Genomic DNA, 15,411 nt, shown 5'->3' on the forward strand with positions numbered 1-15,411 from the left:
TTCTAGCATCTAATCTTGTTTTTTGGCTTCATCATAAAGCTCACGTACCACTTCACCAATCACTCTAATACCATCAGTTAGCGTCTGCTCGTCAGCCGCGATACTCATACGAATACACTCGTGTGCATGCTGGTAATCGCTAACATCGACACCAGGGAAGAAGTATTCGCTTGGCACAATGAGCGTGCCTTTTTCTTTGAGGCGCTCGTATAGCTCAAGGGTGCTAATCGGCAAATCTTTAAACCATAGCCATAAGAATATCGCGCCTTCAGGCTTATGAATCATCAATGGGTAATCGCCCAACGCTTCTTTTAACAGCTTCACGGCGAGGGTCGCCTGCTTTTGATAAAACGGCTTAATCTCATTGTCTGATAATTGCTTGATACGGTCATTTTCTACTAGTGGCGTGGCAATCGCTGCACCAAAGCGTGTCGGTGCTAGATTCACCACGGCATTCATCGCACTGACTGCTTCGATCACTTTGGCATCGGCCACGATAATCCCCGTACGCATACCGGGCAGGCCAATTTTAGACAGGCTAAAGCACAGAATCGTATTGTTATCCCACGTCAGATGCGCGTCAGAGTATATGATATTCGGGAAGGGCATGCCGTAGGCATTATCGATGATAAGCGGTATGTCATAACGTTTGGCAATCTCGGCCAAATGCGCCATTTCTTCATCGGTCAGCACGTTGCCAGTCGGGTTGGTCGGGCGTGAGCAGCAAATCGCGCCGATACGACCTTCTTTTAGTGCTGGCAAGTTCTCTAATGCTTCAAAATCGACACGATATTTAAAGAAGCCTTCCTCACCATCATGAGTCACTTCATCGATATGCGGCAATACTGCTGCGAAATGCTGACCTTCGACATGCACATCGCTATAGCCGATATACTCAGGGGTCAATGGCAGTAGAATGGATTTGTCGATAGACTCGCTATTCTCATCAGCGAAAGCGCCGCCAAACAGATTAAACAGATAGAAAAAAGCATTCTGTGAGCCATTGGTCAAAGCAATATTTTTTGACGTTAGATTCCAATCGTAATGACGGTTAAAGAAGCCAACCAAGGCATCAATAAAGGCCGAGTCACCTTGCGGATTAGAGTAATTCGCCATGCTGATAATCGCGCTACTATTTGCTTCACCTGTATCATTGTCATTACCAAGCGCTTTATACGTCTCCAAAAACAACTCATTGACGGCATCAATTTTGGCAGGGTTACCACCGCCCAGCATGTTGACTGGCTGATCGCTTTTTAGCGCATCGCCCAAATCGTCCATCAATTGTGAGATGCCAGTGGGCTGGGTAAATTTTTGACCGAACTTTGAGAATTTCATAAGGCTACCATGCTGTTTTGGAGGGTGTTATAAGTTGGTATTTAACCGATAAAGTTGGGCTAGTATAGCAAATGAGGGCTAGGTAATCCCCCCAATAAATAAGCAAACTGCGTGGCTGATATTGGTTTATATTCTGAGACATTTGACGAAGCAAAAAACGCCTTCTAATTGAATAGAAGGCATCTTAAGTTTGAGTTTCAGGAGTTGAGGGTTTTGTAGCCAAGATACCAATTTAATCAGTGCTAAGAAGCCTTATTACTACAAAGTCTTTTAAAATCTAAATGAATTGAGATGTACAATTTCTAACGTATTTAACTGAATTTTTTATTTAGCTGATCTAGCAGATAATCAGTAAACTCTTTACTTTTTGCAATGTTGATTAGATTTTTCCCTGAGTTGGCTAGTAAGTAATTATCAATACTATTAGCTAGAAAACTTATTGCTTCTTCAAAAATATTTTGAGTAATCAGAGATAGATCAATAACAGATATATCTTCAAAAGAAACGTTTATTTTCTTGAAATAAATTTTAGAAATTATCATGCCTAAGTGTAATTTAAAATTCGATGTTTTACTCTTCTCTTTACTATCAGAATGCTTTAGCCAATAACTATGCCCTTTCTTATAGATAAGACAGCAGTTGAACATAGGTTTAAAATCCTTTTTAGGATCAAATATTTTATTATAATTAGCTTCCGTTTTTAACAAAGAGGTTGGACGCGATCTTGCTGTATGTGGATCATTATAAGCAATAGATTGAACCGCTTGAGCTGTCAGTTGAATACTAAATATTTTTGTAGCTGGTTTTCCTTGATTTTTATAGTAATTTTTCCGTCTATCATAGTAATAGCCTTCATTTAAGAAGAATAATTCCAAATGTCTTTGTACGGGTTCTGTTGCACGTAATAAAGTAGCAGAGACAGGATTTTGACTGTTGGTGGAAGCGATAATATGATCAGTCGTTTCTTTATTTGTATTTATTATGACTTTAACTAGAACTGATCTATTATCATTCATATCTAGGTTATGATAGTTATATATAGAGTAAGAAGTTTGTAAGCCGTTCACTATCTGTATGTTTTCAATAGATAATTTCTTTCCTACTTCTTTTGGCTCTTCTGCAATAATGGTAATACCATTATTTAACCACCAGAAATCCTCATTCGAAGGGTTTTCTATTGATTCCCGTATACGCTTATTTACATCTACTGATCCCTGAAAGTGTCTAATATTACTTTCAAAAAGATCATCACGAATACCTCCGTTTTCTGCTGTTAAAAACTCCTTATAGTTTCCTAACTTAACAGTCCCAATATACCCAATACCATAATTATCGAACTCTGTTGATAATGGTCTATCTTTAAATTCTATAGTATTACGATTGGACTTCTGCTGTTGGTATAATTCGAGTAGCTCTTTAGAGCTATAGACAGAAAAATTTATATCTGAAGTACTAAATATTTTCTGAGATATTTCGACTAACTGTTCTGTCTTTTGAGAAAAAACTGTATTAAAATTTCTACTAGGAGCATTTGATATACAGAGATAATCTAAAGATATCTTTCCTCCACTAGTAGCAGTTTTTTTCCAAACTTCAGTTAATAACAATGCTTGATTAACTAAATCTGAATTGAAACGAGATAGTAGTAGCTCTTCCTCATTTTCTAGGTTGAATAAAACGGGAACTGTGGTAATAAGCTTGTCGATTATACCTTCTTTGAAGGAGCTTGCTTTCTTACATTGTGAAATAATGAATTTAGCATTGGTTTTGTTAGTAAAATTGAAGTTATCTAAACTATCTATATTATCTATGTATTCATCGTTAATAAAAATCATAATGGAGTCGATACCACCATCATTGCTACCATCGACAATTGAAGATAATACATTTTCGTATGTCACGCTACTATCTTTATGGATTTGAGTTAATGAAAAAATCTCGAATAATTCACTATCAGACAAATCAATCTCATTACTCTCTTTAAAAGCTTTAATGCAGCCTTCAAGTATTATTTTTTCATTGCTCATAATAGAACCTTTTCTTATATTTTGGATTGATTTTTAAAATCAATATCTTACAACAAAATCGCTCCGGAAGGAGCTTTTTAGTTCTGATAGCAGAATTAATACTGACGGGCTGAGTAATTTTCGACCGCTAGGTTTTGGAGTAGCTACATGTCAAGAGACGCACCAAGGTGTATTCATCACTTAGCTCAGAATGAAAGATAATATAGAACTAAAAAAAACCCAATTAAGGGGTTTTCTTCTATAAAGCTAAAATTGAATACGCTCAAATCATCGCCCTTACCCGCGCCATAATCCCGCGCCCAATCACCAATCTCACATAAATAATAGCAATGGCAAACAGCAATACGATTAATGCCGCGCCGCCAATAGCCAAGCTCGTCCACGGCACACTAAATTGTAGATTAAACCATTGCGTGATAGCAGCCCATGCGCCAACGCTGGCGATGACGACCGCAAAGGTCGCCGCGCTAATACCAAGCACACCCAGCTCTAGAATGTTGAGCATATACAAGTCACGCTTTTGCATTCCGAGCAGTCTAAATGAGGCGCTATCCTTCATACGATCTTGTGAGGTAGACAGTAGCGAGCTAATTAACACCATGACCCCAGTGAGCAGGGCAAGCAAGGTAAACACATAGACCAAGCGGCTCATTTGTACCACCAGCTCTTGGATTTGCTTGGCAATGGCAGTACCATCGATCGTGGTGACAGCAGGGAACTCGCGTACCAGTTTGCCTTGTAGCTCTGGAATGGCACTTTCTGACACGTGTGCAGTGGCAAACTGAATCTGCGGGGCAGCGGACAGCACAGACGGCTCAAACAAGAAATAGAAATACGGGCTTGGGCCACGCTCATAGCGCGTGCGAATACTGGTAATTTGCCCGATGATTTCGATACCTTGAATGTTAAAACGCACCTGATCGCCCATACCGACATTGAGCATACCTGCGGCAGTGTCTAAGATAGACAAGGGTTTGACTTGCTCATCTGTCGCATCGATAGGGGTATATAGCGCGTCATCTGTGAGTGATTCAGTGATGTATTCGGTCTCCATGACCGTATCTGCGTAGCTCAAGTTAAAGACACGCGTAGGATCATCAAACCCATCTGCAGGCACGATATCTTTTGCCAACACATCATTGGCCGTCTCCACACGCGCACGAATGACGGGATAATAAGTGACAGGCGCCTCAATGATGGTATCAATATCGTCGTGTTGATCGCTCTGCACATCAAGCAAGAATAAGTTAGGCGCGTCTTCAGGATAGGCATTGATAAACTGCGCATTGATACTGTGATTGAGTGTCGTGATAAGCGTCAGCACTGCCACCGATAGTGATAAGGTGACAAAGAACAGCGCTGATTGGTTACCTTTACGCGCAAGGTTATGAATGGCAATACGCTGCATCCAACTGATCTTGGTTTTCGTCGCCACCTTGGCAAGTAACCACAGCCACCCACGTGCCAGTAGCCAAAATATCGCCACTAGAGCAATCAAGCCGCCCAATAGCTGTGCGCCTAATGACAGTGAGCCAACTTCATAAGCAAAGAAGGCATACAGCCCTGCCAGCATCAGCCCATACCATAGTAATGGTACGCGTCGATACCAAGGCAGATTTTGCGTCTGCGTGCTCGCACCTTGACTAAGTAGGGTTGCGGGCTTAGTGGTGCTCAGCGTACTCAAACCACGCTGAGCGATCAGTAGTGTCAGGACTAAGGCAATCACAATGGTTTTGATGGCACTGATTGGGTTGATGGCTAGGCCAACGTCAGCAGGTAAGATGGCCACCATATAGGGCTGACCGATTTTGAGTAAGCCCAAACTAAGCGCAATCGCTGCGATACAAGCGATGGCGGTCGTGATGATGAGCAATTGATAGTAGCTACGTTTGAGTGAACCAAGCGGCTCGCCTAGCGCCAAACGAATGGCATTATTAGACTGCTGCTTACTGACAAACGCACTAATGACGCCATACATGGCGACCGCAGATAGTAGCAACACCGCGATGACTAGCAGTTTTAAGAACATCAGGACATTGTCAGAGATACGCGAGACCGAAGTATCTGCAGACTCTGCGTCAGAGAGCTCGATATCAGGATAATTGGTCAGGATGTCTGTGAGCTTGTTACGCTGCGTGGTTATCAGCTCTGGATCGCCTGCCATCTCGATACGATAGTTTATTCGGCTGCGTTGACCCAATAGGTTGGTCGCTGCAAGCGAGTCTTGATGCATTAAGACACGACCACCGAACCCAAATGTGGTCAGCGGTCGGTCAGGTTCTTTTGTCAGTACATCACCGATCGTGAACTGCGCATCGCCAATGGTGATACGGTCACCGATATTGGCCTGTAGACTGCTGAGCACTTCTGGTGCGACGATGACACTGTCAGACGTTAGCTGCTCCCACAGCGGTTTTCCTGAAGCAAGCTCCGCTGTACCGTATAAGGGATACGACGGCGAGACCGCTTTGACGCTGGCAAGCAAGGTTTGCTCATCATTGACCAGCATGGCGCTAAATTGATAGTCATATACTGTCTGGGTATCAGCGATAGTTTCTACCTGCGTCAACACCTCGCTTGGCCAGTCTTGCTTACTGTTTAATATTAAATCCCCACCAACGAGCGCTCGCTGATTGTCATTGATATAGCTATCAACAGACTGCTGTACAGAGTCGAGGGTTAGGTAGGTCGCAAGTGACAGGGTCAACGTCAGTAGAAACAACACAGGATACACCCAGCGCTGCCACCAGCTACGGCTTAGTGCTTGCGAGCCTAGTGTTTGGGTAAATAGTTGATTAAGGATGCCGCTAGGGTAACTGGACTCTTGACGCATACTGGTATCAGTCTTTTTTGTATCAGTCGATTTATTGTCTGTGGGCTTACTATTCATTAAGATACAATCCAGTTATTCATGTAGGTACAATGTGGCCGTCATGCATGGTGATGACGCGATCTGCCATCTCGGCAAGCGCAGGGTCATGAGTCACGACCACCAGTGCCGAACCGACTTGCTGTCTTAAGTCTAATAATAGTTGCATAACTTGATCGGCATTTTGCTCATCTAAATTGCCTGTAGGCTCATCAGCAAACACAATCTTTGGGTGCGATACCAGCGCTCGTGCCACTGCTGTACGTTGTTGCTCACCGCCTGATAATTGGTTGGGTAAGCTATTACGTCTATGCCCTAAATCGACCGCGTCAATGAGCTCATCTACTCTCGCTTGATTTGGACGCCTTGCAATATCGAGTGGAAAGGCGATATTTTCGGCGACGGTCAGTGTTGGCAGTAGATGAAATGATTGAAAGACAAAGCCCATGTCCTGTTGACGAATGACTGCCAGCGCATCTTCGTCAAGACTGCTAAGCATTTGACCCGCCAGCGACACCGTACCGCTATCGGGATAGTCTAATGCTGCGAGTAACCCTAGCAGAGTAGATTTACCCGAGCCTGATTTGCCCATGATGACCACAAACTCGCCAGCATTGACATACATATCTACGTCTTTGATGATGGATAACTTTTGCTCACCGACTTGCACGGTTTTATTGAGTTTATTAGCGGTGAGTAGGGCTTCTTTTTTAGAATCTGCTTGTGGTATTGAGGTGGCAATCGAAGGTGATGATGTCATTACATGGTCTCATTTGTCGTATTTTTTGTCATATAGTCAGGTCAATATGAAAAGAGTCAGCGTGACTGATATAAATTTTTTGTCGCCTCTGTCTGCACAGCAAGCAAGAAAAATTTGTACCAGTCACGCCTCATAATGTCGTATATCTATTTTATTTCGTATCGACTATATCGTTTTGAACCGTATCAGTTGAACTGTCTGCATTGGCTGTTTTTAGTGCTTCCAGTTTGGGCGCTAAGATAGGCAAAATATTGTCATTGACGATAATTTTGTAGCCATCTTTAGTCGGATGAATCGCATCCGCTTGATTGAGCTCAGGATCACCGCCGACACCCTCTAAAAAGAACGGAATAAGCGTCAGGTTCATATCTTTAGCAATACGAGGATAAATGGCTGAAAACGAGGCGACGTAGTCACTGCCTAGGTTGTCATAGATCGACATGCCGCCCAAGATGACGACACTGCCATTGTCTTGTAAGTGCTTTACAGCAGTACGAATGTTGGCTTCAATTGTCGCCACATCGATACCACGTATGGCGTCGTTAGCACCGATAGTCAATATCGTAATATCTGGTTTGGTTTGCGATACCCAGTCTAAACGATTGACCAACCCTGTACTGGTTTCACCGCTCAATCCTGAGTTGATCACCTTAGCGTTATCGTAACCCATCGCTTGCAGACGATCTTCTAACTGAGCAGGGTAATTGTCATTTTTATCCACCCCAAGACCTTCCGTCAGGGAGTCGCCAAGGGCTAAAATAGTCAACGATGACGAATTGACTTGTTGCGCGGCAGCACTAGCACTTGTGGTTCCTTCAACCGCTACAGGCGCATTGATAGTTGCCGTTTCAGTGGTTTGTGGCTCGTTAGTCGCTTCTGTGTCAGGAGATTTTTGACAGCCACTTAGCATCAAGCCTACTGTCAATATGCCGATACTCATCTTGTAAATAGTTGTGCTATAAACAGGTCGTTTAAGTAGGTCGAAGTTGTTATTTTTCATCATAGATACATCTCTTAATCAATCGAACCAGTGTAGCAAAATAAGACGATAATCAATATTAGCTTAAAGTTACGGCAAGTATAGTCAAGGAATTTTAGAATCGCTACAAGGCGACCGACCGCAGATAGTACACTGAGTACATCTAGGCCGGGTAACACCGTATCGGTTTAAAAGTACTCTGACTATAGATTCATTCTATCTTAAAGTTTCTTGCCATCAACCATCGCTGGGCGACTCACCAGCCAAGCAATCACAACGTTGATAACCATCAAAATGAGCATGATAAATAGCGGCAAATCCCAGCTGCCAGTCGCCTCATGTAGCCAGCCTGTCCCTAGTGGACCAAAAAACGCAATCAAATAACCGACGAATTGCGCCATACCAGACAGCTCACTAGATTGGTTGGTCGTATAAGTACGTAACGAGAACAGCATCATACTCAACGTAAAAATAGCGGAGCAGCCAATACCCATCAGGCCTGACCACAGCCAAGCGAGTTCAGTAGATAAATAACTGATACCTAAAATACCAATGACATTTAACACCGCTGCAAACACCGCCAGAGCCTGAATAGGGCGGCCACGGTTTACCAGCCATGTTAGGCTCAAGATAGCGATCGGTGCCATAAACTGGAACACCGAAGCCATTTGTCCTGCTTGGACTGCGGATAGCCCTTTACTTACCCAAATAGACGGCAAGAAACTGGCAACGGTGTAAAATAATAGTGATTGCAACCCCATAAAGACCGCAATCTGCCAAGCAAAAGGGGTGCGCCACATGGATATTTCTGAATACTCGGGCGTAGGTAGCACAACCGTTTGATGACTAGAGGAGCCTAGACGCAAGCGTAAAAATATCCAAATAACGATGGCAAAAATGCCCAATAGCGACCATCCACCCAGTGCCCATTGCCAGCCCACTTGCTCAGATAATGGCAGTACCACTCCTGCGACAATACCCGCCGTTACCGTCATCGTTAGACTAAATAGTCCTGTTATCAATGGAATATGCTTGGGTGTGCGCTGTTTGATAACAGGTGCAGCTAAAGTATTTGCAAAACCGATAGCCAAGGTCAGCAATAATGTACCAATTAAAAACCCAGACCAAGTCGGAATAATGGTACGGACAATCATCCCTACCGTTAATAATCCAATCATCGCAATGAGCGTATTCTCAAGACCGAACCGCTTACCAATGGATGGTGCGATCAGTGCGCCCATCGCAAAGCTCAGCATGGGCACTGCCCCTAGCCAACCAATCTGCGTCTCAGAAATATTGAGTGCCTCTTGCACCACTGGCGCAATAGAGCCAAGAGCAACGATCGGTGCACGCATATTGGTGGCGAGCAAAATCATGGCGCATAAGACGAGCCAAAAAGTGAAGCGTGAGGATGGCAAACTGGATGAAGAGGATAGATTGGATGAGGTAGACATAGCAGCACAACGATGACAATGAAAAAGAACACGTTATAAAACAGCGCCGAAACATCGTCGCTTGTAAAATAACACCAAAGAGCGTTTATCCAGATACGTACCTAGACGGCAATCGACAGCATAAATCAGAATGAGAGATCGTTGTATAGTCAGCTCAATATAAAAAAGAGACAGCGTGACTGATATAAATTTTTCGTAGCCTCTGTCTGCGTAGGCACAGCAAGAAAAGTTTGTGCCAGTCACGCATCATAATGTCGTGTACCCATTTTATTTAGTATCGACTATAGAGCGTAAAACATACGAGTTTTCTAGACTGACTTTGCTAAATCGGCAGGCAGGTTAGTAAGTTGTATGTACGGTTGCTTCGAAACTTTATTTGAGACTTTATTTGAGACATTGTTTTGAAGCGTTATTTCGAGTGGCTGCTTTAGAACAGTGATAATAAGGGATGGCGATAATAAAAGATGGCATCGCACAATAAAAATAGCGCCAAGTCGCTTTTAAAGGACTTGACGCTATTATAAGAATAGAGGCGACACAAATACTACCAGCGTATGGTAACAAACATGGCTGTTAGACTGATTTGCCTAATTGAGCCGCTCTGAGCGCGTTTTCTTGGTGCTCTGCGATGATTGAGTCGCATTTATTGGGATCATTGCCACAAAACGAGCAATTTTCATCACCCATCAGTTTAGCAACACCGCCGCAAGATCCTCTAAGCGGCTTTTTTTTGACCATATAACCGATGCCCATAAACAGAAAGAACAGGACGAATACGGTAAAGGTAATAGCAAGCATGGGAAGCAATTGGCTGAGCATAGAGGAGACCTCGTTTTAAAAATGGGGCAGTTATCCATAGGGATAACCTATTAATAGTATAGCAAATTTTTACGTCGCTCGTTGATGCTTATGGTGTGCTTTACAGCATCACACTAAGGCGTGTCCTCAATTCAACCGATAGCAATCTAAATGGGCTAAAAATAGTTAAACATCGCCAAGTATCGGCAATTAACTAGGTAACATCTCGATATTATCTGCGCTATTGTCCTTGCTTGACTGCCATTTACCTCACTTTTATCCTCATTTTTAAAATGAGGACACACCTTAGAAGTTTACGGTTGTTTATCTGCTCGCAAGTTTTTCATTGCCGATGTCTGTACTATTTGCCAATCATCAATACTGTCCAAAGAATCACTAGGTTTGATACCATCAGCTAATACAACAAACAGTGCGGCTAGATTTTGTTCGTTAGCGACTTTCAGTGCCTTTTTATAAGGCATGGCAGTCAGTGCTGTTGCCCATGCATCTGCCAATGCGACCGAGTCTGCAGCAACCGTAACCGAAGGAGCGCCGCCCACAATAGGCTCGCCAGTGGTGGGGTCGATCGTGTGACTATAGTGCTTACCATCAAAGATGATCGAGTTTCGATAGTTTCCTGAAGTCGCTAGATGCATTTGAGTGGTAGTGTTTATAGGTTGACGAATGGCGGATATCGTTTGGCGTTCGCTGACGGTGCTGCCTTCGATAGGAGCATCAATCGCAATTTGCCACGGTTGCTGCTGGTTATTCACGCCAGAGGTCGCAATTTCGCCGCCGATCTCAACCATATAATTACGAATCTGATAATCGTCTCTAAGCACATCAGCGATGACATCGACCCCATAACCCTTGGCAACGGCAGAAAAATCTAGACCAACACCATCTTTGCTTTTATAGATCGATTTGTCTTTTTTTATGATGCTTTCAAAGTCTACCAATGCTTTTGCTTGGGCAATCTCAAGTGCTGTTGGCGGGCTTTGTAGACGTTCGACGGTCATAGTGCTACCGAATCCCCAGGTATCGACCAATGGCATGACAGTAGGATCAAAAGCACCGCCAGATTGTTCATAAACGACACGTGAGACATTGAGCACGCGACCAAAATCAGCGTCGATAATAATAGGGATATCTCTACCCAATTGATTAAACTTAGATATCGTTGAATCACTCTGGTAAGTCGACATGCTGTCGTTAATTTGCTGCAAACGCTTATCAATCGCTGCTTGTATGGCGGCTTCATCTGCATCATCGGGCAACTGATAGCTAATATGGTAGCTCGTCCCCATCGTCTCACCACTCAGATAATTATAGTCTGGGGTTTGCTGGCAGGCACTAATACTTAAAGTGCCGACAAGACCAATGATGCCAAATAGGGCAAGATTAATAGTTTTTTTGGAAGATGAGCTGTATTCGGTATTATTCATAATATTTTCGGTATGGCGCAAAAATGAGTAGGGTGTAAAACAAGCCATGCTTATTTTACACCCCTTGAGCCCAAAAATACCAATGAAGGCACTATTCAATGACAATTCGTTCGGTTGAGCAGCTTATTTTACTTGTGACTCACGGATAAGTTTATAGAGTTTTGGCGGTGATACTCGATTGACCCTAGTGGCCAGTTTTTCTTGTTTGCCACCAACAATGATGTATTCTTTATTATTACCAAGCGCCTTCACGACCTGTTTAGCAAACTCAGTTGCACTCAGTCCTTTACTGGTCGCCTCATCCATCGTGCCTTGCGCGCTACCATCTCCTGTCAGCGCGTTAATAGAAACGTTGGTTTGGATAAATCCTGGAAATATCGTCGCAACTTCTATGCCTTGCTCATGCAATTCAGCACGTAAACTATTTGCCCACATATGCAAGGCTGCTTTGGCTGCCCCATAAGCACCGCGATATTGCGTACCGAGTAAGCCTGCGACACTTGATATCATCACGATTTTGCCGCCACCTTGTACGATCATATCTGACAATACCAATCTGGTTAAACGCGTCTGCGCAAAATAGTCTATCTCCATAATTTGCCGTTCGACATCTTCACTGGTCTCCATAATAAGCGAGCGTTGACTGACACCAGCATTATTAATCAGCCAGTCGATTTTTCCTGTCTGTGCGATAGCAGATTCGTAGGCTTCTTTCGCTTGCTCGGCATCACTAATATCAAAAGGCACGATGATATGTTTTTTGCTGTGCTTGCAGATTTTTTTGACCGCTGCTAATTTTGCCTCATCGCGACCACTCAAAATAATCCGAGCACCACGTTTGGCAAAAGCGATGGCTAAGGCTTCGCCAATACCGCTAGAAGCACCAGTTATCCAAATGGTTAGTTCTTTCACTTTGGTTTTCATAAGAATCCTTTCTTAAAGCAATAAATAATCAATCATATAGGAGAGCGTAGGCAATCTGCTATTTAGATTTGTAGTCTTATTATTTGAACTTGGCACTTAATCGAGGCCAAAAAAAGAGCCTCAATTGAGACTCTCTTTTATAGTATTAATTTAATCGCGTTTCTCTAACCAGTCGGCTTAACCACCAAAGTCATCAAGCATGATGTTTTCGTCTTCAACACCAAGGCTATGTAACATGTCGATTACCGCCGCGTTCATCATCGGTGGCCCGCACATGTAGTATTCACAGTCTTCTGGATTTGGATGATCTTTTAGATACTCTTCTAGTAAGACGTTATGGATAAAGCCAGTATAGCCATCCCAATTGTCTTCGGGAAGTGGATCAGATAGGGCAACATGCCACTCAAAGTTTGCAAACTCTGCTTCTAGTTGATCATAGTCTTCAACATAGAACATCTCACGAATTGAGCGAGCACCGTACCAAAAGCTAATCTTACGATCAGAGTTCAAACGTTTTAGCTGATCAAAAATGTGCGAGCGCATTGGTGCCATGCCTGCACCACCACCGACGAAAATCATCTCAGTTTCTGTATCTTTGGCAAAGAACTCACCATAAGGACCTGAAACCGTCACTTTATCGCCAGGCTTTAAGCTAAATGTCCAAGAAGACATCTTACCTGGTGGGATACCGTCAGGACCACGTGGCGGTGGACTGGCGATACGAATGTTAAACTTAATCAGGCCTTTTTCTTCTGGGTAGTTGGCCATTGAGTACGCACGGATAACCGGCTCATCAACTTTTGAGACATAGTTGAAAATGCCGAATTTTTCCCAATCTTCGCGGTACTCTTCTGCAACATCGAAGTCTTTATAATGTACTTCATGCGGTGGCGCTTCTAGCTGTACATAACCACCAGCGCGGAAGTTAACTTCTTCGCCTTCTGGAATTTTTAGTACCAGCTCTTTAATAAAGGTAGCAACGTTATCGTTAGAGACAACTTCACATTCCCATTTTTGCACATCAAAAAATTCAGGATCAATCTCAATTTTCATGTCTTGCTTAACAGCTACCTGACAAGCTAAGCGCATGTGATTGCGGATTTCGCCTTGAGTAAAATAGCCTTCTTCAGTCGGCAAGATAGAACCGCCGCCTTCGATAACACGGCAACGACACTGCGCACAAGTACCACCGCCACCACAGGCTGAAGATAAGAAAATACCTTCGCTCGCCAGTGTTTGCAGCAGTTTACCACCTGCGGGTGTCACGACGTCATTATCGGGATTATCATTGATATGGATGGTAACATCGCCTGAACTGACCAGTCTTGAGCGTGCCGCCAAAATAATGGCGACAAGGCCCATGATGATCAAGGTAAACATAGCAACGCCACCAATCGCCGTAGCGTAATCCATGGTAGGTATCCTTAATCTATGGAGTAGGGGTGCGAAAGAACGTCATTGCGTTTTTCCCGAACCCCTACCGAATAAATGAATTAAATAGGTCAAATCGCTAAATAAGCTTTTAAGCTTAGCGGTCTAAATTGACATACCGCCGAAAGACATAAAGCCAAGTGACATCAGACCAACTGTGATAAAGGTAATACCAAGACCACGTAGCGGTGCTGGAATGTCTGAGTATTTTAGCTTCTCACGGATACCGGCCAATGCGGTAATCGCCAATGCCCAACCGAAACCTGCGCCTACGCCATATACCATCGATTCGCCAAAGTTATAGTCACGCTCAACCATAAATAGTACACCACCTAAGATGGCACAGTTGACAGTAATGAGCGGTAAGAATACCCCAAGGGCGTTATACAGACTCGGAACGAACTTATCCAAGAACATCTCTAAAATCTGTACGGTCGCAGCAATTAGACCAATATAACTGAGCAAGCCTAAGAAGCTTAAGTCAATATCTGGAAAACCTGCCCATGCCAGCGCACCGTCTTTTAGGATGAACTGAAATAGTAAGTTGTTTAATGGCACAGTGATGGCCATTACGACGACAACTGCAACACCTAAGCCGATAGCGGTTGAAACCTTCTTTGATACTGCCAAGAAAGTACACATACCTAAGAAGTAGGCAAGCGCCATATTCTCAATAAAGACTGAGGTTATAAATAAACTAACATAATGTCCCATTAGTGACCGCCTCCATGTGCCATGCCTTTAGACTGCGGCTTCATTACAAACTCGGCTTCTTCAACCTGCTCTGGTTTCCAAATACGAACAATGGCAATGAATAATCCAATGATAAAGAATGCTGACGGTGGCAACAGTAATAGACCGTTTGGAATATACCAACCGCCATCAGTGACAGGCTGTAGGATAGTGATACCAAACCATGTACCTGAGCCAAGTAGCTCACGGATGGTCGCGACAAACAACAGTACCGCAGAGTAACCAAGACCATTACCAATACCGTCTAAAAAGCTGGGTACGGGTGGATTGCTCATCGCAAATGCTTCAGCACGGCCCATCACGATACAGTTGGTGATAATCAGACCAACGAAAACTGACAAGCCCTTGCTGACATCATAAGCGACGGCTTTTAGCACCTGATCGACCAAGATAACCAGTGAGGCAATGATGGTCATCTGTACAATAATACGAATACTTGATGGGATTTGCTTACGAATAATAGAGATAAAGAAGCTCGAAAACGCCGTTACCAGTGTCAACGCCACACACATCACCAACGCATTGGCCATGCTGGTCGTCACCGCCAATGCCGAACAGATACCTAAGATCTGTAGGGCAATGGGGTTATTATCAAAGATAGGCGAGGTTAAAATACTTTTAGTGTCAGCCATG

At 43.5% G+C, this 15,411-nt stretch carries 12 protein-coding genes; all 12 read right to left on the bottom strand.

Annotated elements, in window-relative coordinates; all coding sequences use genetic code 11:
* Positions 1-9 precede the first annotated feature (9 nt).
* The 12 genes from J5X94_RS09105 to J5X94_RS09160 all read right to left on the bottom strand — a co-directional run bounded on the left by J5X94_RS09105 (position 10) and on the right by J5X94_RS09160 (position 15,410).
* On the bottom strand, positions 10-1,338 hold the full coding sequence (locus J5X94_RS09105) for a valine--pyruvate transaminase (protein WP_210541032.1): 1,329 nt from the start codon (positions 1,336-1,338) through the stop codon (positions 10-12).
* 311 nt (positions 1,339-1,649) lie between these two features.
* Positions 1,650-3,365 (bottom strand): AIPR family protein, encoded by a 1,716-nt coding sequence (locus tag J5X94_RS09110; RefSeq protein ID WP_210541033.1) that lies wholly within the window; start codon positions 3,363-3,365, stop codon positions 1,650-1,652.
* A 262-nt stretch (positions 3,366-3,627) separates the two neighbouring features.
* The gene (locus tag J5X94_RS09115) at positions 3,628-6,255 is read right to left on the bottom strand and encodes an ABC transporter permease (RefSeq protein WP_228293215.1); all 2,628 of its coding nucleotides are present in this window, start codon (positions 6,253-6,255) and stop codon (positions 3,628-3,630) included.
* Between the two features lie 19 nt (positions 6,256-6,274).
* Complete coding sequence (locus J5X94_RS09120; protein ID WP_189584027.1) at positions 6,275-6,994, bottom strand: ABC transporter ATP-binding protein; 720 nt, start codon at positions 6,992-6,994, stop codon at positions 6,275-6,277.
* A 151-nt stretch (positions 6,995-7,145) separates the two neighbouring features.
* Positions 7,146-7,997, bottom strand: a complete 852-nt coding sequence (locus J5X94_RS09125; protein ID WP_416346174.1) for an arylesterase — start codon at positions 7,995-7,997, stop codon at positions 7,146-7,148.
* Positions 7,998-8,194: 197 nt separating this feature from the next.
* Complete coding sequence (locus tag J5X94_RS09130) at positions 8,195-9,427, bottom strand: CynX/NimT family MFS transporter (protein ID WP_210541034.1); 1,233 nt, start codon at positions 9,425-9,427, stop codon at positions 8,195-8,197.
* Positions 9,428-10,000: 573 nt separating this feature from the next.
* Positions 10,001-10,246, bottom strand: a complete 246-nt coding sequence (gene nqrM, locus J5X94_RS09135; protein ID WP_010197291.1) for a (Na+)-NQR maturation NqrM — start codon at positions 10,244-10,246, stop codon at positions 10,001-10,003.
* A gap of 293 nt (positions 10,247-10,539) precedes the next feature.
* A complete protein-coding gene (locus tag J5X94_RS09140; RefSeq protein WP_210541056.1) occupies positions 10,540-11,670 on the bottom strand; it encodes an FAD:protein FMN transferase in 1,131 nt (376 codons plus the stop codon).
* Positions 11,671-11,793: 123 nt separating this feature from the next.
* The gene (locus J5X94_RS09145; protein ID WP_210541035.1) at positions 11,794-12,594 is read right to left on the bottom strand and encodes an SDR family NAD(P)-dependent oxidoreductase; all 801 of its coding nucleotides are present in this window, start codon (positions 12,592-12,594) and stop codon (positions 11,794-11,796) included.
* Between the two features lie 177 nt (positions 12,595-12,771).
* The gene (gene nqrF, locus J5X94_RS09150; RefSeq protein ID WP_010197298.1) at positions 12,772-14,007 is read right to left on the bottom strand and encodes an NADH:ubiquinone reductase (Na(+)-transporting) subunit F; all 1,236 of its coding nucleotides are present in this window, start codon (positions 14,005-14,007) and stop codon (positions 12,772-12,774) included.
* Positions 14,008-14,130: 123 nt separating this feature from the next.
* Positions 14,131-14,739 carry an NADH:ubiquinone reductase (Na(+)-transporting) subunit E gene (gene nqrE / locus J5X94_RS09155; RefSeq protein WP_010197300.1) on the bottom strand — a complete coding sequence of 203 codons (609 nt, stop codon included), beginning with the start codon at positions 14,737-14,739 and terminating at the stop codon, positions 14,131-14,133.
* On the bottom strand, positions 14,739-15,410 hold the full coding sequence (locus J5X94_RS09160; RefSeq protein WP_010197301.1) for an NADH:ubiquinone reductase (Na(+)-transporting) subunit D: 672 nt from the start codon (positions 15,408-15,410) through the stop codon (positions 14,739-14,741). Before J5X94_RS09160 ends, nqrE begins: the two co-directional genes overlap by 1 nt.
* Position 15,411 lies beyond the last annotated feature (1 nt).

The organism is Psychrobacter sp. K31L, from assembly GCF_017942195.1.
GTDB lineage: Bacteria > Pseudomonadota > Gammaproteobacteria > Pseudomonadales > Moraxellaceae > Psychrobacter > Psychrobacter glaciei.

What these genes read in the sequence shown, in the direction of transcription:
- J5X94_RS09105 (WP_210541032.1), bottom strand. Translation starts at nt 1,338, where the DNA reads ATGAAATTCTCAAAGTTCGGTCAAAAATTTACCCAGCCCACTGGCATC.
- J5X94_RS09110 (WP_210541033.1), bottom strand. Translation starts at nt 3,365, where the DNA reads ATGAGCAATGAAAAAATAATACTTGAAGGCTGCATTAAAGCTTTTAAA.
- J5X94_RS09115 (WP_228293215.1), bottom strand. Translation starts at nt 6,255, where the DNA reads ATGAATAGTAAGCCCACAGACAATAAATCGACTGATACAAAAAAGACT.
- J5X94_RS09120 (WP_189584027.1), bottom strand. Translation starts at nt 6,994, where the DNA reads ATGACATCATCACCTTCGATTGCCACCTCAATACCACAAGCAGATTCT.
- J5X94_RS09125 (WP_416346174.1), bottom strand. Translation starts at nt 7,997, where the DNA reads ATGATGAAAAATAACAACTTCGACCTACTTAAACGACCTGTTTATAGC.
- J5X94_RS09130 (WP_210541034.1), bottom strand. Translation starts at nt 9,427, where the DNA reads ATGTCTACCTCATCCAATCTATCCTCTTCATCCAGTTTGCCATCCTCA.
- nqrM (WP_010197291.1), bottom strand. Translation starts at nt 10,246, where the DNA reads ATGCTCAGCCAATTGCTTCCCATGCTTGCTATTACCTTTACCGTATTC.
- J5X94_RS09140 (WP_210541056.1), bottom strand. Translation starts at nt 11,670, where the DNA reads ATGAATAATACCGAATACAGCTCATCTTCCAAAAAAACTATTAATCTT.
- J5X94_RS09145 (WP_210541035.1), bottom strand. Translation starts at nt 12,594, where the DNA reads ATGAAAACCAAAGTGAAAGAACTAACCATTTGGATAACTGGTGCTTCT.
- nqrF (WP_010197298.1), bottom strand. Translation starts at nt 14,007, where the DNA reads ATGGATTACGCTACGGCGATTGGTGGCGTTGCTATGTTTACCTTGATC.
- nqrE (WP_010197300.1), bottom strand. Translation starts at nt 14,739, where the DNA reads ATGGGACATTATGTTAGTTTATTTATAACCTCAGTCTTTATTGAGAAT.
- J5X94_RS09160 (WP_010197301.1), bottom strand. Translation starts at nt 15,410, where the DNA reads ATGGCTGACACTAAAAGTATTTTAACCTCGCCTATCTTTGATAATAAC.